Origin of the sequence: Inquilinus sp. KBS0705, assembly GCA_005938025.2 — a bacterium.
Taxonomy (GTDB): Bacteria; Bacteroidota; Bacteroidia; order Sphingobacteriales; family Sphingobacteriaceae; genus Mucilaginibacter.
This window is the reverse complement of sequence record VCCI02000001.1, coordinates 678482-704814: the sequence shown is the minus strand read 5'-3', so window position 1 is coordinate 704814 and position 26333 is coordinate 678482. Positions and strand designations below refer to the sequence as shown.

The following is a 26333-nucleotide window of genomic DNA, read 5'->3' as shown; positions in this document are numbered from 1 at the left end:
TATAGATAATCTTAAGCATTAATGGTAAGTTGTTCCATTTCGCGAGCGTTGGTAATTGCAGCTAAGGCAACATCATTGTTAAAGTAAAACCACCCCTGACTAACATTATTTGCCGACTGAATTGTTTCCACGATATTTTCCATAAACAGCGTGCTGTACCCTGATTTATACAGGTCAGGCACACCATGAAACCTGTAATATACTTGTTGGGTATTCATAATTAAGGTATCGGGTAATTGCGGGTGGCTCATTCCACAAAAAACTATCTGCTTATCTGCAAGCGCCTGGTAAACATCTTCCCGCCACCAGGTTTCGTGCCTAAATTCCAGTACGTTATTAAAAGCAGGATTCAGGTTATCGATGATACGTTGTAACCGTTCCTCACTATAACTAAATCGTGGAGGCAATTGAAATAATACCGGACCCAATTTTTGCTGCAGCCCCTCACTTACAACAGTATAAAAGCTGTTGATCAACTCGTAACTATTATGAAATTGCTTAAAATGCGTTATACCCCTTGGCGCCTTAACAGAAAATAAAAAGTTCTCGGGTGACCTATTATACCAACCTTGCAATGTTGTTAACTCAGGGAAACGATAAAAGGTATTATTTAATTCTACCGTGTTAAAAAATTGGCAATAGTACTCAAACCACTTATTTTGCGCCAGCTTATCGGGGTAAAACCCATTTCGCCAGTGTTTATAATAAAAACCCGAACAACCAATATGCCATTCCATAAACCCTAATCAACTACATAAAGCTGTCTATTACTTGCTCTGTTCAAAATTAATACTGCTAAGGCTGCGAACCGTAGGCCCGGTGAGCACATTACCATGAATATCGTAACGTGCGCCATGGCATGGGCAATCCCAACTTTTTTCTTCTCCGTTCCACTTCACTATGCAACCGGCATGGGTACAAACCGGACTGAGCGCAAAAACCTCGCCTTGCTCGTTCCTGTAGGCCGCTACTTTTTTGCCATCCACCTCAACAACATTCCCGGTGCCGGGCTGCAGGCTTTTTAACGAATCGGATTCGTGTATATGGATACGGTCGGCTACATAACGGTATGCAACGTCGGCATTTTCTTTAACAAATTCAGTGAAACCATCTATAGGTTTAACACGGCCCGGATCAAAAATATCGGTATATGGATTTGGCCTTTTACGCACAAGGTCGCTTAATATTTTACCAGCTATAGTACCCAGCATCATACCGTTGCCGTTATAGCCTGTAGCACAATAAACACCGTCACCAGCTAAAGGCATCACCCCAATATAAGGCAGACCATCTACCGGCACATAATACTGTGACGACCATTTATACACAACTGATGACACATCATAATACTCCCTTATATATTTTTCCAATTCGGCAAAGGCATTTTCAGGGCTGTCATGGCCAGTCTTATGGTCGTTACCGCCAACTAATAGCAATTGCTCGCCATTAATAGTATGCGATCTTACATAATGATACGGCTCCTGTACATCATAGATCAAAGCCTGCGGGTAGTTGTCGTTATTTAATTTAACGGCTATAACATAGCTACGATAAGGCGCACACTCAAAATTAAACAGGTTAATATTTGGCGGTAAATGGGTAGCATATATTACTGTTTTAGCACTAATGCTTACAGTATCGGTTTCAATAATATGTATGTCGTTTTTCTTTTGGGCACTTTCTACCAATGTGTTTTCAAGTATAAGCCCACCAGCTTCCAGGTATGCTTTTTTTAAGCCTTGCAAATACTTTAAAGGATGAAATTGTGCCTGACCATCAAAAACCAGGGCTTTTAAATATTTAACAGGGGTAGGCACTTTTTCTGTATACTCTACACTAACGCCAACTTTGATTGCACCATTGTAAATCTTGTCCAACTCTTTTACCTCGTCTTCATTTTCTGCATATACATAGCCGGGCTTGCCCTCAAAATCGCAATCAATTTTATAAGTATCTACGTTAGTTTTTATCAGCTTAAACCCATCATTAATGGCATCTGCAAAAAGCTGTGCACCCTTTTCGCCAAACGCGCTTTCGGCTTCAAGGTATGTAGTATCTGCAAAAGTATTAATGTGGGCGCTTGTGCCGCCGGTAGTGCCAAAACCAATAGTATGCGCATCGGCTACTATGGTTTGCTTTCCACCTTTTTGTAATAACAGCGCGGCTGTGATGCCGGTTATTCCACCGCCGACAATAAGGGCATCGTAAACCACATTATTTGATGGAGGTGTTATTGAAGTACTATCAATTATATCATTTTGCCAGGGGCTTACATGAGCACCGTCCCGGGCAATTATCGCTTCAGTTTTATTTGCCATATCCATACTACAAAGTTTAATACAACTCTGTTTTATACTATTTTACATATTTATAAACAAATAAATTTCTCTAAAGTTAATTATAGTAATATAATAATAAAAAATACCTATGAACGAAGAAAACAAAATTAGCCGCCGCCAGGTAGTAGCTGGCTTGGGTGCCACCCTGGCTGCGGCGGCTGTATCGCCGGCTTTTGCGGCACCGCCGCTAACCGCTAATGCAAGTAACGAGGCTGCAAAAATTGAGGACCCAAAAGCTAAATACCCTAAACCGCCCTTTAAGAGCCAGCCACAACCATGGCCGGGTTTACAAAGCAAAATGGACCCTGTGCCCGACTGCGGTGAAAGCAGTTATAAAGGTTCGGGCAGGTTAGCGGGTCGTAAAGCATTGATCACCGGTGGCGACTCGGGCATGGGCAGGGCTGCTGCTATAGCCTACGCACGCGAAGGGGCGGATGTTGCTATTAACTATTACCCTACCGAAGAAGCCGACGCACGTGAAGTGATCGCACTGATTCAAAAAGAGGGAAGAAAAGCTATTGCCATACCTGGTGATTTGCGTAGCGAAGATTTTTGTAAACAGTTGGTTCAAAAAGCAATTAGTGGTTTGGGCGGGCTGGATATTATTGTAAGTAATGCAGCACGCCAACAGTCAATAAACTCGATACTGGATGTAACAAACGAAGAGTTTGATTCCACAATGAAGACAAATATTTACGCTCCGTTTTGGATCATTAAAGAAGCGTTGCCACATCTCCCGCCAGGATCAGCCATTATAGGCACCACATCCGAACAAGCCTACGACCCTTCACCGGATTTGTATGCCTATGCGCAAACCAAAGCCGCCACCATGAATTATGTAAAATCGCTTGCTAAACAATTAGGCCCTAAAGGCATTCGGGTTAATGGCGTTGCCCCCGGCCCTATCTGGACAGCTTTACAAGTAAGCGGCGGTGCGCAACCTGATAAGCAGCAGATGTTTGGCAGCTGGACAATGTTTGGCAGGCCCGGCCAACCAGCCGAATTAGCATCGATATATGTGCAATTAGCCGCAGCAGATGCAAGTTTTGCTACTGGCCAGGTTTATGGTTCTTCCGGTGGTGTGGGTCAACCTTAATATACATTCAATGAAAAAAGCAATCATTATTATTTTATTGGCGTTAAGCGGCATTGCCGTAAAAGCGCAAATTCCGCAACCCGACCCTGATACTACGGCTAAACACTTTTTGATAGTTGTCAGCATAGGTAATTTACAAGAGACAAATGCAGGCCAGCTTGCGGCGCAAAAAGCAATGCGTGCCGATGTTAAGGCCTTCGGTAAAATGATGGTCAGCGATCATCAACAGTCCGAAGGTAAATTATTGCAATTGGCAAAATCCAGGGGGTACGACCTACCGGCTGCAGCTACAGGCGGAATTCAGCCCGACCCTATGTTAAAAAATGCTAAGGATGAGTTTGACCGGCTATATGTACATGCAATGGTAGTTAGCCATAGAAACACTGTACAAACCTTTGAGAATTACGCGGTAACGGGAAAAGACCTAGCCGTTAAAGCTTTTGCACAGCAAACGCTTCCGGCATTAAAACATCATTTGCAGGAGATCGAAAAAATTGATGAACAGGTAAAGGATAAGGCTAAATAACTATTTACGGTGGGGTTTGGCCCCACCGTAAATTAATACACTAATAAAAGTTATTTAACTAACTGTCCATAATGTCGGATTTTCCCGTAAATGGCTTAAAAATTCTATTACCTGCTCTACTTCGTCACCACTTAATTGATTTTTTTCGTTCGGTGTATAACTAAATAATCTATCGGGTAATTCAAAGGTAATATATCCAAAATAGTTTGGGTCTTTGATAACTTCAAGGTGCAAGCTACTTTCTTTACTACGTGCCAATAAGGGGTTACCGGTTTCAGTATCCCTAAATATGCTGTAGGTACGGGTTACTATCGGATGGCCATCCACATGAGCCAGCGTATCGGGAATGATCATCAATGAAAGCGTGGGCTTCATGTTATAATAAATAGGTGACATAACTTAACATTTTAATTACTCATTCAATTTTTATTTCATTTAGTGTGAAAATGGCTTTAAACCAATTACAACACCCTCTTTAATATCTAACAACTACGTTTCGGCAAATCTATTATCGTAACATATTAACATCATAATTAAATATATTAATTAAAACAACAAAAAACTTAAACTGTTCTTCTGTAATAGTTAAATATTATGATCAACGAAAACAACCCACTAAATATGCAAGGTGATATAAATGAACAACAAGATCAATTGGGAGGAACTACCAATTTGTCTTTAGATGAGTTGAAGCAAGGAAACGATAATAACACAGAGGATAACCCCGACGAAATAACGAATCAGGATGACCTGCATGAGATACAGGCAGGTGATGACTTAAATGAACCGGATGCTGAAGGCATTTACTCAAATTCAAACCCTGAGCCTACTAATCAAACGCCGGAAACGGACGAAGGACAAAACGCGGATTTTTAATAATGAGCGATCCAAGTAAAAGGTTAAATCATGAAGCTGGGGAAAGACATTCAAAAGATCTTGAGCTTGAAGTATGAACCCGATAGCATGATTGAGCGCAAAATGGGGCGGTATGATATTGCATTTAAAACTGATGATGCCGGAAGGCCAATACTCTTGTTCGTTGGGCAAGCAGATGAAAACGGGAAAATTAAAGGTGAACGCTTTGCCCGGCGCTTAGTTATAGGCGTTAATGGGGAAATTATTAAGGATCATTGGGATAATAAAGGGAAAACAAATAAATAAACGCATTGATGATAAAAGTACTCATAGCGGATGATCATCCTGTGGTACGTTGCGGCCTTAGGCAGTTGCTGGAGCAAGACTTTGTGGTTATGGGCGAAGCAGCTAATGGTCGTGAAGCACTCGATTTACTGATAAATGGCCTTGATGTGAACGTAGTACTTGCCGATGTAAGTATGCCGGTTATGGATGGCTTGCAACTGGCACAGGCCGTACAGGAAAATTTTGATAATTTACCGTTGGTATTATTAACAATGCGCGACGAAGAAAGCATAGTTCAACAAGCGTTTGATAACGGCGTTATTACCTTCCTGTTTAAAACCGCCGATACCCAGGAGCTTATATTCGCTTTAAAACAGGCAGCTTTAGGCAAGCCATATATATGTTCGGAACTGGCCGACCGTATGATCAAGCGTTCAGGAACATTAGCTAAGTTACGTCAATCCGCCAGGGAAATAACAACAGATATTGATTTTTCCAAACGCGAATTAGAGGTGTTAGAATTGATTGCAGATGGCTATACAAATGAGCAAGCGGCTGATAAATTATTTACAAGCCGCCGGACAGTAGAAGGTCACCGCCAGGCAATGCTTGATAAAACCGGTTGCCGAAACTCCCTGGCGTTGGTTAGGTTTGCCATGCGCAACGGGCTGCTTACCTAACGCAAATCACACTAAATCTATTTACAAAACCAATGCTATATATGTGGCAGATTATGCCTTGGTATTTGGTATTTACCACCATTTGATAGCAGATGAACATTTAAATCGCTAATTGCTATAGTTTTGTTTAAGCCAAAATCCACAATATTAGAATCGGTTATCTTAAACCCTTCTATCACAACTACAACGCCACTGCCAATCACCTCTGCATCCACACCATTTTTTACAATAATAGCTGTATTTTCTTCAATTCCAATTCCAATACAGGTAGGGTTTGTAGCAACAACCTGTGCCATACGCACAAAGCGCCCCCTATCTACAAAATGCGTATCAATGCATACATCTTTTAAAAACTCCAGCCCCGTGGTCAATCTCACCTCTCCGGCTATTTGTTGAACCTGTTTGTTACCTGCAAATATCATCGGTGTAGAAAACGCCATAGCGCCGGCGCTGGTCCCACCTAATATCAACCCATCGTAAATGTAACGCTCCTTTAAATTTAACAGCAATTTGGTACCGCCATAAATAGATGTTAATTTTAATTGATCGCCTCCTGAAAAATAAACCGCATCCGCCCTCATTATACGATTGCTTAGGTCATCACCCAAGGCATCTGCACGCCTATCATGATGGATATGGCCAATTTGCTTTACACCTAAAGCCTTAAAAGCCTGGTCATACTCATTAAAAGATTCCACTCCTTCAGCGCTGGCAGTTGTTATCACTTCGATAGTTGCATCTTCATTTTTTATCAACTTTGTAAATGCATCTAATATCTCTTTATTATGGTGCGTTTGCTGTATATTATCTTGGGGCCCACCTCCTTTATCTTCATGTCCACCAACAATTACCAAAACACCATTAGGCACTATGTATTTGTCATTTCTGTTTATCCCAGTAGTCATGATAAAATTTTATTATTTGTTTGAAGCATAACCAAAAGCCCTATAGCTATAGCTCCGGTCAATAGCCCAAAAAGTGGCAACATACTGCCCGATGGTATACTTACTACGCCGCTGTCATCGGTAAGCGCGGGCTCATTCGCATATCGTCCGTGTTTAGGTCGGGCCTGTTTATCAAAATTTTCAACAAGCTGCTCTAATCCTGTTTGTAAAGGATCGCCATACATAGGTGGGCCATGGCCAGTAGCAGCCTTGCGTGGTGACAGATCTTTCAGGCGTATCACGGATATTTTTGCCGCATCCCAATCGTAAGTAAAATATTTTGGCGGGCCGCTTAAAACCGGCAAGGCATTTAAGGTAGCTATGGCCGATTCCTGCCGGGTGGTCACAAAGGCATCAGCTGCTATCAGCAACCGGTCAGATACCCTGAAAAAAGCAACCTGCCCGGGCGCATGGCCGGGTACTGGCACAGCTTTCCATTCATCTAAAAAAGGTATGCTGCCATCGTCTGGCAACGGTTGTACATGCGTGCTTATATCTATTGGTTGTTTAGGATACAGGAATGAAAACAAACTCATTAATCCGCCGCCCACAATTGGATCGGGCGGTGGATAAGCCGATTTCCCCGTCAAATAAGGTAATTCCATGCGATGGGCAAACACTTTCACATCCCAATGTTTAAGTAATGCAGGCAGTGTCCCTCTGTGGTCAAAATGTGCGTGGGTTAGCAGGATTGCAGCTGGCGGAGCGCCATCAAATAAGTCTTTAGCCATACGTAATATCCGCCCTTCGCTACCAAATAACCCGGTATCAATAAGCACCCAATGGTTATTGGATGTTACCATGTAAATGTTAACAAAAAGGATCTTCATCCCCCATACACCGGGTGCTACTTTAAAATATCGGTGTTTATGTTTCATAACTAAATAATTATGTATGTGTACAACACTTTGCGTGGTATACACATCAATTTAAAACAACAAACTCTATGGCTGGTTTATGGGGTAAATACGCCATTTAGAGATAAAACACTTACTACCTGGTGGTATATACCTGTTTTACAGATTGCCTAACCCAATAGGTATAAACTTATGTTGTATTTGAAAACAGCTATGAAAAAAATATGAAATTCACCTGGCCGACTGGCAGCGCATTCTTTTTGGGCAAACCCCGCCTATATTTTTACTTGAGGTATTCATTAGGACGCTTATTATATATGTATTCCTGCTATTTGTATTACGCTGGCTTGGCAAACGCATGAGCGGCCAGCTTACCATTCTGGAAATGGCCGTAATGCTTACACTTGGGGCAATTGTTTCGGTTGCTATGCAGGTGCCCGACCGTGGCATTACGCTCAGCATGTTTGTATTATTCTGCACAATCGCTTTTCAGCGTGGGCTTAGCTGGTTAGGCGTAAAAAGCGCGGGCATAGAAGAACTAACACAAGGCCGGATAAGTACACTGGTTAAGGATGGTGTACTGGACCTGAAAGAGATGGGCCGTTGCCGTATCTCGCGCCAGCAATTGTTTGCCGAGCTGCGCAGCAGCGGAATTTATAATCTTGGGGATGTACGCCGGGTTTATTTAGAGGCCTGCGGTGTTTTTACTACCGTTAAAATGCACACACCTGCCCCAGGGCTGCCAACACTGCCTCCGGGCGACAATGAAGCACTATCATTATTAAACTACACCGGCAACATAGCATGTACAAATTGCGGAAATGCTGTTGCTAATGAACCATCTGTAAAAACATGCCCCCGTTGTGGGGCCAATAGGTGGACAACTGCAGTAACTAATTCATAATTTATTCTAATTATAGTAAATATATGCAAGCACAGGATATACATATTACCGACTGGATGCGCATCCTTGTAGGCGAGGTACCGACCACCTTTTATATCGAATTGCTGATAAGAGCCATTTTTGTATATCTCGTACTAATGGTATCTATGCGTAGCATGGGTAAGCGCATGTCTTCGCAACTTAGCCGTAACGAGCTTGCCGCGTTAGTTTCTTTGGCTGCAACGGTAGGTATACCGATGATGGCACCTGATAGAGGAATTATGCCGGCTGTAGTTATAGCATTTGTGCTGATCGCTACAGAGCGCATCATAGCCAAAAGAGCCTTTCAAAACGAAAACTTCGAAAATTATTCACAGGGTAAAGTAGGCGCTTTGGTTAGTGATGGAGTTATAAATATGAAAGAGTTAAAACGCGTAAGCCTATCGCATGAGCGTGTATTGGCACAAATGCGATCTGAGGGCTTATTACAGTTAGGTGAGGTTTCCCGCTTTTATATGGAAGCCAGCGGATCGTTTACACTGATGCGTAACCCAAAGCAAACACCCGGCTTATCCATACTCCCTCCCTGGGATGACCCATTGCGCGATTGTTTTGTGGAGCATCCGGAAAAAAAGGTGTGTATGCAATGCGGCTTTCCGCAAAAAGGTAATGGGCACCCCTATCATAACTGCCCTAATTGCGGTAACGAAAAATGGGTTACTGCTGTAGAAGAAGTTAATAACAGCTAACAGCTACGCTATGAAAAAAATAACTATCGCTTTACTAATGCTGGCACTGGCCGGCTGCCAAACATCAGACCAGGAGATTAGGGCTGATATAGCTATAAAGGCACAGCAAGACCTTAACTTTGCCGGTTTACATTATACCGTAAGTAATGGCATCGCTAATTTTACGGGCAATTGCCCATCAGAAAAAGCCTTTAAAAAAATACAGCAAACCATCAAAAATATTCATGTTTTAAAGGCCGTAAACTATAATGTAAATATTGCGCCTGTTAAATTAGACACCTTAACACCCATAAAATTGCAGGTTGATAGTTTGCTGGCACAATACCCCCAGGTAATAGCCAAAGTAGATACGGCAAGTATTACTTTAAAAGGTACAATTACAGCCTTAAATAAAGCAAAACTGATAAAAGCATTGTCATTAACACACTACAGCGCAGTAAACGATAGTCTTACTGTCCGTTAACTTTAATAATACATCGCATGGCATTAGTAACACACCATATCATTGTAATAGGCTCTTCGGCAGGTGGCTGGGAGACCTTACCCCCCATTCTGGAGAACATCCCCGAAAACTTGCCTGCGGCTATATTCATCGTTCAACATTTTCCGAGTGATACAATGGGTACAGCCTTTTTAAATCACCTGTCTAAAACGAGTATATTGCCCTGTGCTTTCGCAATTGACAGGGAACCTATTCATCCCGGCAGGGTATACCTTGCACCGCCCGATCATCACCTGATGATAAACAAAGACTTTGTATTGATTACGAAAGGTCCACGGGAAAACAGCTTCCGCCCTTCTATTGATACGCTATTCCGGTCGGCAGCAGCTTATCATGGCTCTGCTGTTATCGGGGTATTGCTATCCGGCTTGCGCGATGATGGTGTAGAGGGTTTATCTACAGTATCCCGCAGCGGTGGTATTACTGTTGTACAAGACCCCTATAACGCCCCCTTCCCTGACATGCCGCAGAACGCACTCAACCGTATGCCGATAGATTATACCGCGCGCACTATAGAAATGGGCCTGATACTTTCCGGTCTTGTTTATCAACCCTCTAAATCACAAGACGGCATTCCGGAGGACGTACTAAATGAAGCATTTTTAGCCGAACGTGTACTAACTGCATTAGATGCTGTGGAGGAGCGGGCTAACGGCGGAACCGGTTATACCTGCCCGGCTTGCGGGGGCGTGCTTTGGGATGTAAAGCATACAGACCAGGTACACAGTTACAGATGCCACGCCGGGCACGCTTATACGGCAGACACACTACTGCATTTAAAATCGCAAGAAGTGGAGGAAACCATGTGGGCGGCTTTGCGAATGATGGAAGAACAAAAGCGTATGTTGCAAAGGTTTCCACGGTTGCCGGGCGAACATTCATCTGTAGAAAGACGACTTGGAGAAAATCAAAAGTATATTGATATGTTGCGCAACATCTTACTAAACGGCGGCAATTTTTCTAATCACGCCGACAATACTGCTGATGTAATTTAGCCTGATTAAACTTTGGTTAGTAAATACTCCAAAACACGTATTTGACACCTTTTAATCGGGTATTTGTCGCGAAACTGCACATTGCGCGGGTTTGTTAAATGAAGATAACAAATCATCAAACTATGGAAAATCAAGGAAAATATGCGCTGATTACAGGCGCCACCAGCGGAATTGGCTATGAATTGGCCATGCTTTTTGCAAAAGATAAATACAACCTTATTATTGTTGCCCGTGACCAGGCCGAACTGCAAACCTGTGCAGACACGCTTAGCCAGGAAGGCGTTGCTGTGTTGCCAATAGCCTGCGACCTGTCTGATATGGAGGCCGCAAAATCTTTATGTTACGATGTACAAAACCGGGGCATAGATGTAGATGTATTGGTGAACGATGCAGGCCAGGGCCTATACGGCTTGTTTAAAGACACCGATTTGGAGCGCGAATTAAGCATGATACATTTAAACATTTGCGCAACGGTAATTTTAACCAAACATTTTGTAAAGAGTATGGTGGCGCGTAATGAGGGGAAAATACTTAACCTTGCATCGATAGCCAGCCGCACACCCGGGCCATGGCAGTCGGTATACCACGGTACCAAAGCATTTGTACTATCTTTTAGCGAAGGTATACGCGAAGAATTGAAAGAAAATCATATTACGGTAACCGCCCTGCTGCCGGGCCCAACAGATACCGACTTTTTCAATAAATCAGACATGCAGGATAGCAAAGTAGTTCAGGACAAATCTTCAATGTCTGACCCTGCAAAAGTGGCTAAGGATGGCTATGAGGCATTGATGAATGGCGACGACCAGGTGGTATCTGGTTTTAAAAATAAAATGATCACACTGATGTCCTCTATCACGCCAGACCGTAACGTAGCCGGTATGATGGCCAGTATGCAAGAACCGGTGGATAAGCAACATCACGAATAACCCTAAAACTAACTTGCTGTAGTTAGTTATCCCTATTTGCAATACAACAAAACCCGGGTCAGTATCCCGGGTTTTGTTGTAAGCGGCCACCACTAAGGTCAATTTGCTGTTGTGGAATGGGGAACAGCTTACGATTTGGGTTCCATGTTTTGCCATGCGCAGCAAAAGCCGCGGCTGCCCTGCCAGGTCTCACAGCATCCTGCCGTACCAGGTCAAAAAAGCGATCTTGCTCCATAGCTAATTCAACACGCCGTTCATGCCATATTTGTGGCAATGTAATACTGCCCAGTGCAGATAACTTAGCCCTTGCGCGTATTTGGTTAACATCGCTAAGCGCCACCCCGGTTTGGCCATTTTGCAAGGCTGCTTCGGCATGAATAAGTAATACTTCGGCATATCTTATCACAGGCACATGTTTTGGCAACCGGTCGAAATTACCACAGTTAGTTTCTGCCGTCCGGCTGTAATAAGCTTTATAATTATATCGCGGGTTTTGTACCGAATCTTGACTGGGCACACGGAAACCATCAAACAAAACCGTTCCTGCAGAATTTTTGCCATTGGTTGGGTTTATAAAAATGATAGTAGCATTCTTGCGAATGTCGCCGGGCTCGTATTCATTCACTAAGTTTTGGCCGAACTGACAATTATATATAATTTAGCCTATCTTGTACCATCAATGATATCCGGAGAAGAACAACAGCTATCAGCCTTTTTAACAGGTAAAACCGAGCATACTTTAATGCTGTACAACTATTTTATTGCACAGTTTAAATTGATAGGCGATATTACGGTAGAGCCTACAAAAACCATGATAGGGATATCAAACAGTCATAAACGCATTGCCTGGATAACACAATTGGGCAAAAGCTTTATTCATGTGGTGTTCCCATTTAAACAGGAATATGCCGATAACCTTTGTTTTCAAAAAGTGGCGCAGGTGCCGGGCCAAAACCAATACAACCATCATTTTAGGATGTTAAGTTTGGATGATGTGAATGATGAGGTGCTTGGCTTTATGCGTATGGCTTATTTGGGTGCTTAGCGCAGGCTATCTCCCTACGTGCTCTATTATTACAGTTGGCTGGCGTTCGCCCTGGTCAATACGTACCAATTTTCCATCTACAAAATAGTAATACATATAAGTTACAGGCTGCCCGGGCATAGCAGTATCGGGTATGCGGTAAACGGTGCGCTCGGCCGAAGCTTCTACCAAATTGGCGGTCCATTTATTTTGCGATTTAAATTGGGTTTCGTTCATCCCTATAGTGTAGGATGGCAATTTGCAGCCCGAAAAAATAACGACGGATAAAAGGATAAGGAATAGTAACTTTTTCATGATGTTTAGGTATAAGATTTATACCTGTATGACGGGGCGGAATAAGGAAGGTTTATTGATTATAAAATAAATATTGTTGTTATGGAATAAAGCATTCTTTGATAGAAAAGCAGGTGTTAAGCATGTCGAAGATTGCCACGTCGCTGTCGCTCCTCGCAATGACACTTTATTATTATACTACGCTTCTTCCTTAAAATAAACCTTATAATAATTCATGGCCTTGCCATCGTCAAAACCTTTCTCTATCAGGTCCTTATTACCGTGTATGTAAATGTGGAAGTTTTTATCCAGCTTTAATACGCTTTTATATACCCGTGCCTGCTTTTTAACGGCGTTTTCAGATATCTCAAAAGTATCGGCAATGGGGCTGTCAAATTCGGTTTCGTACTGGCTTTTAAAGTTTTTAAACGAGGTAATGGCTTCCGGGTTACTGATCACTTCTTCGGCAAATTCATCCAGGTCGAAGGTTTCCTTTTCCTTAAAATACTTCATGCTGCGGTTAAGCAGGTCTATCTTATCGGCCTTGCTCATTTCAAACTCATCGTCGAGCTTTTGGGTTACAAAGTTTTTGTAAATGCCCAGTGTGTTACTGGTTTGGTTAAAGCTATCGTTGCGTATTTTTAATTGTAAAAATTCATCTTTCCAGTATACCGCCGCATCCTGCCCGCCGGTGGCTTTATCAATCACCACCACTTTGTAGCCGTTCTCCTTTTCGATGTTGAAAATGAGCACGCCTTTATCCAGCTTATTAATGTTGATGGCTTCCTGCTCATAATCAACCGCGAAACCGCCATTATCGGGGTACACCTTCAAATAAGTTTCCTTGTTTTCAGATTTAAATATGCCGATGGCATCCAGCGGGTTGCCCTCTATTTGTACTTTGTTAAAGTATACTACATATAGTTCGCCGCCCTTTATATTGGGGTGGGTGCTTACTTTATACAAGTGTTTAGCTATTTGCTCTGATGCTTCGTGAAACTTAGCCTTATCATCAAATACCTGCGTGGCAAAGTGATGCAATTCGTTAAGGGCAAGGTCGCCGCTGCTGTGCATCAGGTGATATATCTCGCTCACTTTTTCAAACGGTTTTAAAAAGTACTGCATCAGCAGCGTAGGGATAATGTCGTCCTTTAGCTCCAAAGGTTGGCCCGACAGCGCGTACATTTCGCCCTGCGATTGGTTGCCCACATGATGTACTGAAATTGTATCTAAAGCCGCCTCAAAAAAAGTTACCATAATGCCACGAAGTTAGTAAATGTGATGAGGTGATGGTACCATGTACCCATAATTTTCAAAAAGTGGTATTTAAGGCCCGTTTTGCGAAAAAAATGGAATTATTTGCAAAAAAAAGAAAAGCCCTGTATATAAGGGTGAAATTAAAGCGAAAAATAACGAAGAATATGGAATGGTAATTTGGATAAAGCAGATAATAAAACTGCAAAAATATGACCTAAACATTCCCCCCAAATAGCGACTTTTGTACTAATGACACAAACTGAAGATACCATTGTAGCCCTGGCTACCCCTAACGGTGTTGGCGCTATAGGGGTTATCCGCCTATCAGGCCCTGATGCTATTACTATTGCCCAAAAAACCTTTAAAGGTAAGGATCTTACCAAACAGCCCTCGCACACACTACATTATGGCAGTATAGTTGATGGAGAGCTTGTTTTAGATGAGGTAGTGGTATCGTTATTTGTGGCCCCGCGGTCATACACCCGCGAAAATGTGGTAGAGATATCCTGTCACGGCTCTAATTATATTATTGAGTCTATCATTAAACTGATTATAAAAAATGGCGCACGGGCTGCCAAAGCAGGTGAATTTACCCTGCGTGCGTTCCTCAATGGCCAATTAGACCTCTCACAAGCTGAGGCCGTAGCCGATTTGATAGCCTCCAATTCTAAGGCATCGCAACAGGTTGCCTTGCAGCAGTTACGTGGCGGTTTTAGCAATCAGTTACAGCAACTCCGCGACCAACTGGTGCAGTTTGCTTCGCTTATAGAGCTGGAACTTGACTTTGCCGAAGAAGACGTTGAATTTGCCAACCGCGATCAGTTAAAAAAGCTTACACATGATATTACAAGGGTTATAGGTAGTCTAATACAGTCGTTTGAATTAGGTAACGCTATAAAAAATGGCGTAAATACAGTAATAGCAGGCAGACCTAATGCAGGTAAATCAACACTGTTAAATGCCTTGTTAAATGAGGAACGTGCTATTGTAAGCCATATACCCGGCACCACGCGCGATACCATAGAGGAGGTACTGAACATAAAAGGCATCAACTTTAGGCTAATAGATACTGCGGGTATACGCGAAGCCACCGATGCTATCGAGCAAATAGGGGTGCAGCGTACCATGGAGAAGATCAACCAGTCTGCATTGCTTTTATACGTTTTTGATGCCCTGGAAATATCTATAGCTGACCTTAATAACGATTTGGAAAGCCTGCAGCGCCCCGGTGTTACCATGCTGATTATAGCTAATAAAGCGGATCTATTGACCGATGAGCAATTAACCGCTTTGCCACATACCGAAAAAGCCATTATTATATCTGCCAAAGAAAAACGCCATATTGATGAACTGAAGCATAAAATATATTCGGCAGCAGTAAAAGATCAATTAACAGGCCACGAAACACTGGTGACCAATATCAGGCACTTAGAAGCACTTCAAAAAACCGAAGAGGCGTTGATAAGGGTCCTTAACGGTATTGATACCGTAACATCCGATTTTTTGTCAATGGATATAAAACAAGCCCTGCACTACCTCGGCGAAATAACAGGTGCCGTTACCACAGACGACTTGCTGGAAAATATATTTAGTAAGTTTTGTATCGGTAAATAAACACTTAACCTTTGTTTGCTAATATTGGCTTTTTATAGCGTTGAAGCCACTTTTTTAATCTTTGATGGTTTTTGTTTGCAGTTGAACACCAAATTTTTGTAACGTTTTTGTAACGGGCAACCAAAATCGCCACAAATCGCCACAAAAGTAGGTATCCATCAGTGGACAAAAAATGTTGTTCGGTATATCCTTTTTGAGGTTTCTTTACGCTTAATGAATGGGGACATTCAAGAAATAAAAATCGTAAAGAATTATGTCCATTAGCATCAGAGAAAGAAAATTAGAAAACGGCAGATCACGGCTTATCCTCGACTCATATATAGATGGTAAGAGGAAAACTGAAAAATTGGAGTTGTTTATTTTTAATAAACCTTCTACCAGGGAAGAGCGTGAAGCTAATAAAACATCGAAACAGTTAGCGGAAGCTATCAGAGCCACAAGGTTGATAGAATACCAAAATGGGAAGTATGGTTTTACCGATACTTACAAGAAGCAAGGTAGCTTTCTTGATTATTTTAAGCAACAAACCGATAAAAGGCGGTCAAGTACGGGAAGTTATGGTAATTGGCAAAGCACCTATCAGGTATTACTAAAATTTGCTGATGGTAAAGGTCTGACTTTTGAGGAAGCTGACACTAATTTTCTCGAAAAATTTAAAAAATATTTATTGGAGGCGAGGTTAACCAAAAGTAACACACGTTTGGCTCGTAACTCTGCGCTATCATATTTTAATAAAGTGAAAGCAGCCCTTAACCAAGCTTTTGATGATAAAATTATCAACGATAAAATCGCCCAACGGGTAAAAGGCATAAAAGAAGAAGATACCCACCGTGAGTACTTAACTGTTGAAGAACTTAAAAAGCTGATATATACCGAGTGTGACGTTGAAGTGTTGAAGCAAGCATTTTTATTTAGTTGTACTACTGGGTTGCGCTGGTCGGACGTAAATAACTTAAAGTGGGCAAACGTAGAATATTCAGAAGCCTTACAATGCTCACAGCTAAGGTTTGTTCAGAAAAAGACCAAAGCCGCTGAAGTATTACCTGTAAACTCCCAAGCACTCACATTTATGGGTGAGCGGGGAGCGGATGATGAAAAGGTATTTAAGGGTTTACGATACAGCGCATGGTATAATTTAAAGTTGCAGCAGTGGGTAATGCGGGCAGGGATCAATAAAAACATCACTTTTCATTGTTCTCGCCATACCTATGCAACACTGATGCTTACTCATGATGTGAGCATTTACACAGTAATGAATTTACTGGGACACCGCCACGTAAAAACAACTCAGATTTATGCAAAGGTGGTAGATACACGAAAAGTTGAGGCCGTTAATCAATTACCAATATTTACTATATGATGTATGCGGACGATACAGCTTGTGCAAAGAAAATTAATACTCAATTTCAGAGATTACGCCAGCATCATTCCAAAATGGATAAACACTTAAACGGTTTAACTTATGCTGTTATTTCCGAAAATGAGATTAACGACTGGTTATGTGGTGTAGATCATAAGTCGCCAGTGTTACTACTTAATACATCTATATATAATTGGGAAAACCCCAACTGGGGATTTATAAATAGAGGCTTACAACGAGAAATAGACTACAATTTATTAACCGCCAATGAGGGTTACATTGAGTATATTAAAAACACTTTTGCCAACCAATGGGATTTTGTTAAGCAATTTGATTTGTCAATCTCGCTTTACGTCAACGATAACGAAAAAGCAATTTCAATTTATAATAAATTGCATAAGCCTCCTGAAAAGTTCACCAAGGACGAATTTAGAACTGCAATCGAGATAGACCTAATTAGCATTTTTGAGTGCGCCGAAACTTTGTATTTAAAATATGATAAGGCATATAATCGCTATTTTACCAAAAGTGAATTTTTACCAAAACATACAACAAATCCCGATTATATTCAGCTTGGTTATGACGATAATAGTGCAACAGCATTGTCAATAATATTTGATGATTTAACAACTGCTAAACTAATTAAATGTACCCCTGATGAGTTTGCAGCTCACTTTGATCCCTTTGCCCATAAAGCCCCCGATCCAATTAAATGGCATGGTACAATTATGCAACTATTGACGTTGTTTTTAGGACATAGTTTAAAAAGGGACGCTTATGGGCCAAGTGGCTATTATAAGATGAAATTGAATAAAGAACTGGATTATGAAGAAATTCTGAAACATTTTAAATTGGAAGACAAAACAACTGGTGGAACTTTAAATTCCAATTATTTAAATTCCCTTGATAGGGCCACTATTTATAAATCTAAACCAATTAAAATTTTAATTATCGAATTGAATAAGCTGTTAAATCGTTAACTATTTTGTTCACGGTTGGTTAACGGTGTTGATTGCTCGGCGTAATGACATGTATTAATATTGTATTATCAAATCGGGGGGGCGCCACCCTTTAAAAATTTGATAATCAATTAAATGAATGAATTAGTTTTAACTCGTGAGGACTACAAAGGCTGCTCCTCGCCAACAAGCAAACGCTCACGGTCAGTGAGTTTAGTGATTACTCAGGATTAAGTAAATCCGCTATTTATAAGTTAACCTCCCAGCGTAAAATTGCTTTTAGCTGCCCAAACGGTAAGGTGATATTTATAAGCCGTAAGGATGCAGATGCCTACCTTCAAAGTAACCGTAGACCCACTACTGACGAAATTAAACAGGTTGCAGTTAACTACGTTACCCTTAACCCTAACCATAGGAGGCAGGCGTAATGGAAACATTGGAAACCATGTATCATCTGATCCGTATCTCGGGTGATGGTAACGCAGGCAAATATCGTTTCTCGCATAGATCGGGAAAATTAACTAAGCTGGACTCCATAATTAATGCGGAGACGGTTGCTTATATAACGCTTAGTAAGCCGCATGGCAAAAATGGGTTTTATAGTAACCACATTCTAAAAGTTGGTAACGGCGACACATCTGCTGACCGTTTCCGACTTATAATAACCTGCTTAAAGAAAGTTGGAAGTGGAACAGGAAGAACTGATTTGTTTCGAGATAATAGCATAGTGACATTTGACGGTGAAAGTGTAACGATTTTCATGCACAGGTTGGCTTGCCCCACATCATTACCGTCAAAAGCTGGCACATCGGATGAAACTAAATTATACATTGGAGATGACAAAGACTATCCATATAGAAGATACCTCCGTAATGATAAAGACATTTTATCTGAAATGAAATTGCTTACTCTTGACGCAACAAGGCTATAATGATTTAAAGGCTGGCGGATGAGCCAGCCTTTAAAATTTCCAATTTATAATAACCACCTTAATTTATTCCCGAAAACGACCATCATGTACGACGATATAACTTTTAAATTATTAATAACCAACCAACAATACGCTGGATTAAATAAAACCTTACGATCATTAAATAATGTAATTACCAGAGAATATCAAAACACTGGTATTATTACAATTCAAACTACTTATCAAGATTGTTTTTTTAGTTTAAGTCCTAAATACCTAACCGTAGCAGCAAAATTACCGAAGCTATTATATGGTACAAACCAAGTGAACTTCACTTTACGTGAGGCAAAACTGGCAATATCAAAAATTCAAGAAATCCTATGCATTAATATTGGGGGTGCTAGGGTGTCAAGAGTTGACCTCGCTTATAATTTGGTAATGGATCAGCCGGTAGAAAATTATTTTAAATTTCTTTGTAATAAAGACGGGATGAAGCGGTGGACTGCCTCAAACGAGTCATTATACTTCAAAAGTAAAAGCGGCACGGAACTTAATTTTTATAACAAAACCGCTCATTTGAAGGACACAGCACAAGAAATATTGGCAGAGAATATCGATGCAAATTTATTGCGGTACGAGTATCGTGTAAAATCTGGATTGGCTAAAATTGTCGATTATCATACCGTAACTGTCGATGACTTAATGGATGATAAGTTTTATAAATTGATGCGTGAGTTATGGTATGATGCATATAAAACTATTGATAAACTGTCGTACACACCAGCTGCTACCCGTATCAGAAGCGTTCCTGAATTGAAAAATTATCTAATGTTAGACAGCATTGACAGATCAGGTGCGCCTGCCACCTATGACTTGATTAATAGCCTTTCATTTCAAGTTTCTGCCCGTGTCAAGTATAATATGCGAAAGATGTTGAAATCACTTATTTCAAATCCGGCCATAAATGATGCAAATGATGCGGTTGCTGAACTGGATAGTAAAATGTTAAACGTTTTTCAGTATGCAGCTTAACCTTTTGCACATGTTGGCACATTTAAAACGGCTCTAACAAGTTGGATAGTTAAATGATGGAAAGCTGCTGAAAGGCGGCTTTCATAGCGTATAGGCGGGGAAAATGCGTATAATGTGTTTATTATTGCTATCGCTATTACTTTTCGTATGCAAGTCTCAATTCAGATGCTTCTGATATTGACGATAACCGAAAATTTCTGTCAGCATTCCTTAAATGACAGTAAGCTCTTACATATTTAATTAAATTTTTTCCAGCCCCCCGATCATCATCACCAAGTATAAAACTATATTTGCTGATTGTACGCTTTGTAACATGCCCTAATCGGTCTTCATATTTGATTACTATATAATTCTTCTTAGATCTTGTGAGCGCTTTTTTAACAAGGCTTTCTACAGTAACAGATAGCCTTAAACTTTTTGTCCCTTTTTGAACTTTGGGTTTGAATACTGGCGCTATACTTTTTATAGGGTTATTTATAACTTTTATTGTTGATAGCTGATTAAACGATAAAGTAGTGTTTTGTTGAGTTAAAAAATTGAAACAGTTAAAATGGTATTCACCACTTCTATTGGAAATTTGGGTTGGTTTAACTATAGTTGCCTCAAGATTTAGGCATTTATGGTCTGCAATTGCTTTGCTGATCAAAATTAGTAGTTTACTTGGCGGACTTGGTATAAGTGTTAGTGCATTCGTAGCTATTAAACATTCTGAAAATTTTTCACCTACAGCATCAAACCATTTACATTTTGCAATTTTGCTCGGATAGATTTTTTTAGGTTTTATTTCTGGGGCGGTTTTCTTGTCTTTAGTTGGGTCAAAATCTTTAACATCTATGACAGTCATCACGGGGCTTACAAACGATAACAATCCAGTTACTAAGCTTGAATTTTTGATATTGCCAGTTTGGTTTGTCTCGGTATTCAGGAAACTTCTGCGCTTGCCTAATTCTAAAGGTAATGTAGATAAAGAAACAAGGTTACCAATTTCAATATCGATAGGCTCCTCGCTATCATTAACCTTTATTTTTTTCAAGTCACTTTCAGAAAAGTAACTTTCGTTAAAATTATTTTTTTTGGTTGAAAACCATAAACACTTAAACTTGTCAGTTTTGTCTTTTTCTGAAACGATTACTGAATGATCGATAATTTCAACAACAACCATCAATGGAGGTAGCATTAAATATTCGCCACTAATGAGCACATCCGTTGTTTCTGAACTGAATGGGTGAGTGTTTAACGTAACAACGTCCCCTATAGAGAATTTAGGCATTCAACAAAATTAATATATTATTATATATATTTGGAGGGGGCTTCGGAACAGATAAGATAGGCACTTGGTATAGGCCGTAATTACTTTATGCGATATAGTGCATAATGGATGAATATTGCCATAATCGGGCTTGTATACAGTGACGGTGTCAATCACCTGTCGTTGATTATAAGTATCTGGTTGAACCATCAGCACTAAGCTGAGAAGTTGTAAACCAGCGGTTACGCAATAGACAAATTTAGTAATAATACGCATTATAGTCAATAGTGTTTCCATTGTTGTTATAGTAGTTAAGTTATTTACTTTATTATTCGAAAATATAGCGTGACTCAAGAAATTGGGTAACGGCCTTTTGTGTTATGCGATATATAGTCTGATACGCTCAAGAAATCCGAGGCCCCTTTTTAAATGAAACCTAAACGTAAATCCACATGGCTTAAAAATCGAGGTTATTTGCATTTAACCAATCAGATCGATGTTAACACTCAGCGCGGTGAGATATTGGGTAAAGTGAGAGATAAGGATTTTGTTATTAAACACGCCTTTTTACCATTAATACACACAAACATTAAAGTCCGTCGGTACAAGGTCGTAGATGATGCTGGCACGCGCGCACACTCGTATAAAGGCAAAACAAGTGCAAAATTGCGTCCACTGCATTATGCAACTCACATCGATTCCATGATATTCGGGTATTATGGTGAAATCCTCCAAAACGCCTATTTAAAAGAATTAGATAAAATCGACCATTTAAGCAAATGTGTTACAGCTTACAGGCGTATAGAAGACCCAGCAAAAAAGAACACCTATAAAAGCACCATCCATTTTGCCCACGAAGTATTTGAGGAAATAAAGAAGCGAGCTGAAACCAAGTGCTGGGTCTTGAAATTTGATATCGAGAAATTTTTTAGCTCAATGAATCATACTCTTTTGAAGCAAGCCTGGGCAAATTTAATTGGTGAACTAACACTGCCCGAAGACCATTACAAAGTATTTAAGGCGGCAACTAAATTTTCTTACATCTTAAAGGACGACCTTCGGTTGAAATCAAATTCAAAGGGCCGTCGACTGGGATTTGACGAGCGACAATTGGCTGATAACAGGAAGCACAACGTTAATTCATTTTTTAAAAACCCGGTCAAGTTTAGAGAGGCTGTTAATAACGGGAGATTTAGAATTTATAAAAACGAATTCAGGAATAAACAAAACAAAATGATGGGTATACCTCAGGGGCTACCTATAAGTGCAACATTAGCCAATTTATATTTGTTAGAGTTTGATAAAGCTGTATTGGATAAAGTGGTAGTAAATCTTTCAGGTTATTATCGCCGTTATAGCGATGATATAATCGTTATCTGCGATGAAGAAAACAAGGATGATATAATTGATTTTATAGGCACGACTCTTGAATTAAGCAAGGTAGAATTGAGTAAAGAAAAGACGGAACAGCATTGCTTTTTCCCAATTTTACAAACCGATGGTTCAAGTAAACCCGTGAGCCATCTTTTAAAGGGAAAAGAGTTGTTAATAAATAGACCATTAACATATTTAGGATTTGAATTTTATGGCTATAGAACTTTGATTAAGTCTGCAAATCTTTCAAAATTTTATAGAAGAATGATTGTAGCTGTAAAAAGCAGGTCAAGTCGCGCCAGATTGGCTGTTGATAAATATCCAAGTGCATCATCAGCACTATTTAAAAGACGATTATATAGGCTTTACACAAACATAAACCTTGATAAAAAAAGGGTTGATAAGCGATACAAGCGGTTAGTTCCGAACAAATTTGGTTATTACATATTAAAAACGGAACGAGTGGAAGATAAATTTAATAGCAACTATTTTACCTACGGTAAGCGGGCTTCTCTAATTATGAATGAGCCAGCGATAGAACGACAAGTGAGGAGGCATCGTGCGGTATTTAATGAAGCGATTTATTTACATCATGAACTTAAAAAAATGTGATTTTAATAAACAGTTAGTTAGTGTCAGCATCAAGAACTTGAATATTTACGTATCAAATAAATGCGTTCATCCAACTGCTAATAACTCGTTTCATGTTTTCGGGTAGACTTTTTTGAACCTCACCGATATTAAAATCAAAAACAAAAAACTCACTGTTTAAAGGATCCAAAATTCCTTCTTTAGCTAAATCTTTTTCTTTAAGAATTAACAAAGGAAGTCCTTGTTGATAAGCCATACCAGATTCTATTTGTATCCACGCAGTTGAAGTATACCTGTGAATAAGTTCCGATTTCTTTGAGGAGTGTTCGTATTCATATCCAATATATGAGTGATAACGCTCCATACCAATTATGATTGCAGCGTTACATCTACTGACCAATTCTTTAATTGGCTGCAGCGGGCTTTTATGACTCCAACTTTGTTTGCCTAAATTAATGGGATTGAGATCATGAGCCTTTAAATGCTCTTCTAATAATTCAAGAAATCTTTCCTGATGACGATTGTACGGTGTGGGATGAGAAATGAATATATCAATCGCCATAATTATAATAAATTAGTCGTTCAGTTAATGGATTAAAGTGTATTAAACTTAAGTGACGTTTAAGAGCGTAAGCTACAACATCACCTGTTCCTCCCAATCCTTTCGCTTTATGTCCATCCCAAATTGCTATTAATAGATTGCAATTCTCTACAACTGCTTTTCCTGCCGCAAAAAAAGCCATCTCTGAGGGTTCAGAAAAGTCTAAGACTAACTTTTCAGATGCGCGGTTAAATAAATACTTAAAGTTCGAAAAATCAGTATCATTGGTGAATGTTCCCTCATAACCAGAGCATGGGATAATTGCTTTTAAGGAGATTTTTTTTTCGACAATAATATTCGCAAACAACTGATCACTACCTGCAGCTAAATTTGAAATGCCAAGTGTTACTGGTAATGCATCCAATAATTTTAGCATTTCTAATTTTATCCAAACCACGTTGTATTGACTCAAGTTTTGATGTCCGGTTATTCCAACAATCATATTAGCGATTTTTGCCTTCGGTCATGCATTGGTCAATTTGGTTAGCAATTGCTGCCCATGTCCATGGCATCACTCTACTTCTTGACAACTCAATTGGTAGAACAGAAATAACGCCTGCCCCATCAACATAGACTCCGAAAACTGGCACATTATTTCTCTCGGCCATCTTAATTTCCTTATTGACTCCAGTAGCAGACCCCATAAACCTCCCTACCAGCACAATGAGTAGATGACATCGCTTAATTTTATCTTCTAAAAGTGTTTCCCATAAATGCTCAGGTAAAGCATTTTTTGACGACCAATCTTCAATATTGAAAGGTGTCCGTGAATTAATTGATTGACCTACAAAATATTTACGACTTCCTTCATCGTGGTCAAAATCAAAACTGATAAATGCTCTTGGATTTGCCATGTTATAATTTTCCTTCCTTTGCTAATTGCCAATAATATTTTCCTAATGGTGTTAATATACATGATTTGCTATTCATAGCTGCATAGTACATATGTTCAGCATCAACAGGATGCAATAAGCTGCCCCTGTTTAATTTTTGTAAATCTTCGAAAATCTTTTCGTTGTCATGGCCTCGAGGTTCTGCATCTGGTTCAAACGAAGGATCTAACTGGTAGAAGTCGTCTGGATTGCTGAAATATACCCGTAGTTTGCGCAATGTGTTAAGTGGGATAATAGGCTTACAGCGTCGTAACGGAACCATCTTAGATAAATTACATTTGAAAATTGGTCTTTGGTCCCAAGGCCCTAATAGTTTATCAGCATATCCATATATTGAAGATACAGAAACCAAGCCTGTTGTATCCGCTGCGCCACCATCTAAAGCGTTGCAAACCATAGTAGTAAAAACACTGCCATCTAAACCAGCTAAGGAAACTTGCGTTTCGTGGCTTGAAGTTAAAATAGAAACGCCTTCTCGCATATAAGACATTTTGTCCAAAAAAGAAGGGTTACCAAGAACACCACTGAAGCAACAATCTAAAATTATTACAACTTCAGTGGCAGGTGAATCATTTGCCGTTTTAAGCAAAAAATCTAAATCCACTCCAGATGTTGCCGCGGTAGCGTCTTGAGTAACAAGACAAGCATTACCATACTTGTCTTTTTCAGAGCCATGCCCTGAAAAGTAAAAAAGCGCGACCTCTGTTTTGTTCTCGAACAACTCCACAATCGCTTCCTTTAAAGTCAAAATATCAATTAACTCCTCAGAGGATAATAGTTTTTTACAAGTAAAGTTAAGGGTTTCGTCAAAATCTCTTGAGAGCAACATGGATAATTTTTCAGCATCTCTGATGCATCCATTCAATGCTCCGAAACTGTAATCGTCGATACCAATAAGTAACGCTTTCCTCATAGACTGTCTATATTAAAGTCCCTTTCAAACAATTTGTTGCTTCTCATCCAATCGTCAAAGATTATGTAGTTAGTCCCGTTTTCAACTACCCAAAGTTTATCTTGGTTTTGGCTGTTTTGAGCGCGTTTTATGTATGGATATAGTAAAAGAAACTCTCTCCTTTCAAAAGTGCGTTTTGTGTTGTAGTTGCTTACGACTGGTGCTAACGCGCAAAGTTGGGTATGTCCGTCTACGTATCCCAATTCCCAAGGCATCCATTTTGACAGATCTGCATTTTCTGATATTGCTAATATGAGAGATTTTGAAGATTGCAGCCGTTGCTGTATAGTTTTGGCTGTTTGTTTCGTAACATTATTCCGATCTAAATGCGGATCAACAATCCAATCTACGTAAACCGAAAATCCATAGCTGGTGAGTTCAATATACAGTCCTTTAACAGCTTGTTTATCTAAAAAGCTGTGGGATAAAAAAATATCAAATGATGTTTTTTGTTTGCTTTCGGACATCATCCGCGTACTTTCATTAAGCGGTTGATTTTGGACCAAATTTCTGAGATAATTTTCGTTAAATAGCGCCATTCAGTTGAAGGTTTAAGGTTAATCAAATATATTATTTTTAGATA

General features: G+C 40.0%; 32 protein-coding genes. 18 read left to right on the top strand and 14 right to left on the bottom strand.

Translation table 11 applies throughout. The annotated features are described in order from the left end of the window. Positions 1–11: 11 nt before the first annotated feature. Together FFF34_003285 and FFF34_003280 are read right to left on the bottom strand one after the other, a co-directional pair. The gene (locus FFF34_003285; protein ID TSD66441.1) at positions 12–737 is read right to left on the bottom strand and encodes a DUF72 domain-containing protein; all 726 of its coding nucleotides are present in this window, start codon (positions 735–737) and stop codon (positions 12–14) included. A 30-nt stretch (positions 738–767) separates the two neighbouring features. Then, positions 768–2318, bottom strand: coding sequence for an FAD-dependent oxidoreductase (locus FFF34_003280; GenBank protein TSD66440.1), 1551 nt, complete (start codon positions 2316–2318; stop codon positions 768–770). Between the two features lie 109 nt (positions 2319–2427). Here FFF34_003280 and FFF34_003275 point away from each other — a divergent pair, with 109 nt between their 5' ends. Both FFF34_003275 and FFF34_003270 read left to right on the top strand, forming a co-directional pair. Further along, a complete protein-coding gene (locus tag FFF34_003275) occupies positions 2428–3435 on the top strand; it encodes an SDR family oxidoreductase (protein TSD66439.1) in 1008 nt (335 codons plus the stop codon). Then, entirely contained in the window at positions 3377–3961 is a 585-nt protein-coding gene (locus tag FFF34_003270) for a DUF4142 domain-containing protein (GenBank protein ID TSD66438.1), read from the top strand. The genes FFF34_003275 and FFF34_003270 overlap by 59 nt, the downstream gene beginning before the upstream one ends. A 54-nt stretch (positions 3962–4015) precedes the next feature. Here the strand turns inward: FFF34_003270 and FFF34_003265 are convergent, their stop codons facing one another. Next, positions 4016–4336 carry a hypothetical protein gene (locus tag FFF34_003265; GenBank protein TSD66437.1) on the bottom strand — a complete coding sequence of 107 codons (321 nt, stop codon included), beginning with the start codon at positions 4334–4336 and terminating at the stop codon, positions 4016–4018. A 219-nt stretch (positions 4337–4555) separates the two neighbouring features. Here FFF34_003265 and FFF34_003260 point away from each other — a divergent pair, with 219 nt between their 5' ends. From FFF34_003260 to FFF34_003250, 3 genes are read left to right on the top strand one after another with little or no spacing between them, the layout of a single operon-like run. Further along, the gene (locus tag FFF34_003260; protein TSD66436.1) at positions 4556–4837 is read left to right on the top strand and encodes a hypothetical protein; all 282 of its coding nucleotides are present in this window, start codon (positions 4556–4558) and stop codon (positions 4835–4837) included. A 30-nt stretch (positions 4838–4867) separates the two neighbouring features. Then, a complete protein-coding gene (locus FFF34_003255; GenBank protein TSD66435.1) occupies positions 4868–5122 on the top strand; it encodes a hypothetical protein in 255 nt (84 codons plus the stop codon). Between the two features lie 8 nt (positions 5123–5130). Beyond that, positions 5131–5781 carry a response regulator transcription factor gene (locus FFF34_003250; protein TSD66434.1) on the top strand — a complete coding sequence of 217 codons (651 nt, stop codon included), beginning with the start codon at positions 5131–5133 and terminating at the stop codon, positions 5779–5781. Positions 5782–5816: 35 nt separating this feature from the next. Here the strand turns inward: FFF34_003250 and FFF34_003245 are convergent, their stop codons facing one another. Together FFF34_003245 and FFF34_003240 are read right to left on the bottom strand one after the other, a co-directional pair. After that, positions 5817–6686, bottom strand: a complete 870-nt coding sequence (locus FFF34_003245; GenBank protein ID TSD66433.1) for a cyanophycinase — start codon at positions 6684–6686, stop codon at positions 5817–5819. Then, positions 6683–7603: an MBL fold metallo-hydrolase gene (locus FFF34_003240; protein ID TSD66432.1), complete on the bottom strand. Its 921-nt coding sequence runs from the start codon at positions 7601–7603 to the stop codon at positions 6683–6685. Before FFF34_003240 ends, FFF34_003245 begins: the two co-directional genes overlap by 4 nt. A gap of 208 nt (positions 7604–7811) precedes the next feature. Here FFF34_003240 and FFF34_003235 point away from each other — a divergent pair, with 208 nt between their 5' ends. The 5 genes from FFF34_003235 to FFF34_003215 all read left to right on the top strand — a co-directional run bounded on the left by FFF34_003235 (position 7812) and on the right by FFF34_003215 (position 11640). Then, positions 7812–8486 carry a DUF421 domain-containing protein gene (locus tag FFF34_003235; protein ID TSD66431.1) on the top strand — a complete coding sequence of 225 codons (675 nt, stop codon included), beginning with the start codon at positions 7812–7814 and terminating at the stop codon, positions 8484–8486. Between the two features lie 23 nt (positions 8487–8509). Next, positions 8510–9214: a DUF421 domain-containing protein gene (locus FFF34_003230; GenBank protein ID TSD66430.1), complete on the top strand. Its 705-nt coding sequence runs from the start codon at positions 8510–8512 to the stop codon at positions 9212–9214. A 10-nt stretch (positions 9215–9224) separates the two neighbouring features. Further along, entirely contained in the window at positions 9225–9677 is a 453-nt protein-coding gene (locus FFF34_003225; GenBank protein TSD66429.1) for a BON domain-containing protein, read from the top strand. 17 nt (positions 9678–9694) lie between these two features. Then, positions 9695–10711, top strand: coding sequence for a chemotaxis protein CheB (locus FFF34_003220; GenBank protein ID TSD66428.1), 1017 nt, complete (start codon positions 9695–9697; stop codon positions 10709–10711). A 122-nt stretch (positions 10712–10833) separates the two neighbouring features. After that, on the top strand, positions 10834–11640 hold the full coding sequence (locus FFF34_003215; GenBank protein ID TSD66427.1) for an SDR family oxidoreductase: 807 nt from the start codon (positions 10834–10836) through the stop codon (positions 11638–11640). Positions 11641–11698: 58 nt separating this feature from the next. Here the strand turns inward: FFF34_003215 and FFF34_003210 are convergent, their stop codons facing one another. Continuing rightward, a complete protein-coding gene (locus tag FFF34_003210) occupies positions 11699–12298 on the bottom strand; it encodes a RagB/SusD family nutrient uptake outer membrane protein (protein ID TSD66426.1) in 600 nt (199 codons plus the stop codon). Between the two features lie 21 nt (positions 12299–12319). Between FFF34_003210 and FFF34_003205 the strand changes: the two genes are divergently transcribed. Next, positions 12320–12685 carry a hypothetical protein gene (locus tag FFF34_003205; GenBank protein ID TSD66425.1) on the top strand — a complete coding sequence of 122 codons (366 nt, stop codon included), beginning with the start codon at positions 12320–12322 and terminating at the stop codon, positions 12683–12685. Positions 12686–12691: 6 nt separating this feature from the next. Here the strand turns inward: FFF34_003205 and FFF34_003200 are convergent, their stop codons facing one another. Beyond that, positions 12692–12979 carry a hypothetical protein gene (locus FFF34_003200; protein TSD66424.1) on the bottom strand — a complete coding sequence of 96 codons (288 nt, stop codon included), beginning with the start codon at positions 12977–12979 and terminating at the stop codon, positions 12692–12694. A gap of 177 nt (positions 12980–13156) precedes the next feature. Then, a complete protein-coding gene (locus tag FFF34_003195; GenBank protein TSD66423.1) occupies positions 13157–14215 on the bottom strand; it encodes a nucleoid-associated protein in 1059 nt (352 codons plus the stop codon). Between the two features lie 249 nt (positions 14216–14464). Here FFF34_003195 and mnmE point away from each other — a divergent pair, with 249 nt between their 5' ends. From mnmE to FFF34_003165, 6 genes are all read left to right on the top strand, one after another. Next, positions 14465–15829 (top strand): tRNA uridine-5-carboxymethylaminomethyl(34) synthesis GTPase MnmE, encoded by a 1365-nt coding sequence (gene mnmE, locus FFF34_003190; protein ID TSD66422.1) that lies wholly within the window; start codon positions 14465–14467, stop codon positions 15827–15829. A gap of 253 nt (positions 15830–16082) precedes the next feature. Continuing rightward, positions 16083–17189 (top strand): site-specific integrase, encoded by a 1107-nt coding sequence (locus FFF34_003185; protein TSD66421.1) that lies wholly within the window; start codon positions 16083–16085, stop codon positions 17187–17189. Further along, positions 17186–18169, top strand: a complete 984-nt coding sequence (locus FFF34_003180; GenBank protein ID TSD66420.1) for a hypothetical protein — start codon at positions 17186–17188, stop codon at positions 18167–18169. The genes FFF34_003185 and FFF34_003180 overlap by 4 nt, the downstream gene beginning before the upstream one ends. 152 nt (positions 18170–18321) lie before the next feature. Further along, entirely contained in the window at positions 18322–18576 is a 255-nt protein-coding gene (locus tag FFF34_003175) for a helix-turn-helix domain-containing protein (GenBank protein ID TSD67946.1), read from the top strand. After that, positions 18576–19079 carry a hypothetical protein gene (locus FFF34_003170; protein TSD66419.1) on the top strand — a complete coding sequence of 168 codons (504 nt, stop codon included), beginning with the start codon at positions 18576–18578 and terminating at the stop codon, positions 19077–19079. Before FFF34_003175 ends, FFF34_003170 begins: the two co-directional genes overlap by 1 nt. Before the next feature lie 18 nt (positions 19080–19097). Next, a complete protein-coding gene (locus FFF34_003165; GenBank protein TSD66418.1) occupies positions 19098–20090 on the top strand; it encodes a hypothetical protein in 993 nt (330 codons plus the stop codon). A 136-nt stretch (positions 20091–20226) separates the two neighbouring features. Here FFF34_003165 and FFF34_003160 read toward each other — a convergent pair whose 3' ends face one another. Then, entirely contained in the window at positions 20227–21360 is a 1134-nt protein-coding gene (locus FFF34_003160; protein ID TSD66417.1) for a hypothetical protein, read from the bottom strand. 408 nt (positions 21361–21768) lie between these two features. Between FFF34_003160 and FFF34_003155 the strand changes: the two genes are divergently transcribed. Beyond that, positions 21769–23325: a hypothetical protein gene (locus FFF34_003155; GenBank protein ID TSD66416.1), complete on the top strand. Its 1557-nt coding sequence runs from the start codon at positions 21769–21771 to the stop codon at positions 23323–23325. A 52-nt stretch (positions 23326–23377) separates the two neighbouring features. Here the strand turns inward: FFF34_003155 and FFF34_003150 are convergent, their stop codons facing one another. From FFF34_003150 to FFF34_003130, 5 genes are read right to left on the bottom strand one after another with little or no spacing between them, the layout of a single operon-like run. Further along, positions 23378–23866, bottom strand: coding sequence for a hypothetical protein (locus FFF34_003150; GenBank protein TSD66415.1), 489 nt, complete (start codon positions 23864–23866; stop codon positions 23378–23380). Next, positions 23856–24347 carry a hypothetical protein gene (locus tag FFF34_003145; GenBank protein ID TSD66414.1) on the bottom strand — a complete coding sequence of 164 codons (492 nt, stop codon included), beginning with the start codon at positions 24345–24347 and terminating at the stop codon, positions 23856–23858. Before FFF34_003145 ends, FFF34_003150 begins: the two co-directional genes overlap by 11 nt. Before the next feature lies 1 nt (position 24348). Continuing rightward, positions 24349–24759 (bottom strand): hypothetical protein, encoded by a 411-nt coding sequence (locus tag FFF34_003140; protein ID TSD66413.1) that lies wholly within the window; start codon positions 24757–24759, stop codon positions 24349–24351. A gap of 1 nt (position 24760) precedes the next feature. Further along, positions 24761–25711 (bottom strand): caspase family protein, encoded by a 951-nt coding sequence (locus FFF34_003135; GenBank protein TSD66412.1) that lies wholly within the window; start codon positions 25709–25711, stop codon positions 24761–24763. Beyond that, positions 25708–26289: a TIR domain-containing protein gene (locus FFF34_003130; GenBank protein ID TSD66411.1), complete on the bottom strand. Its 582-nt coding sequence runs from the start codon at positions 26287–26289 to the stop codon at positions 25708–25710. Before FFF34_003130 ends, FFF34_003135 begins: the two co-directional genes overlap by 4 nt. Positions 26290–26333 lie beyond the last annotated feature (44 nt).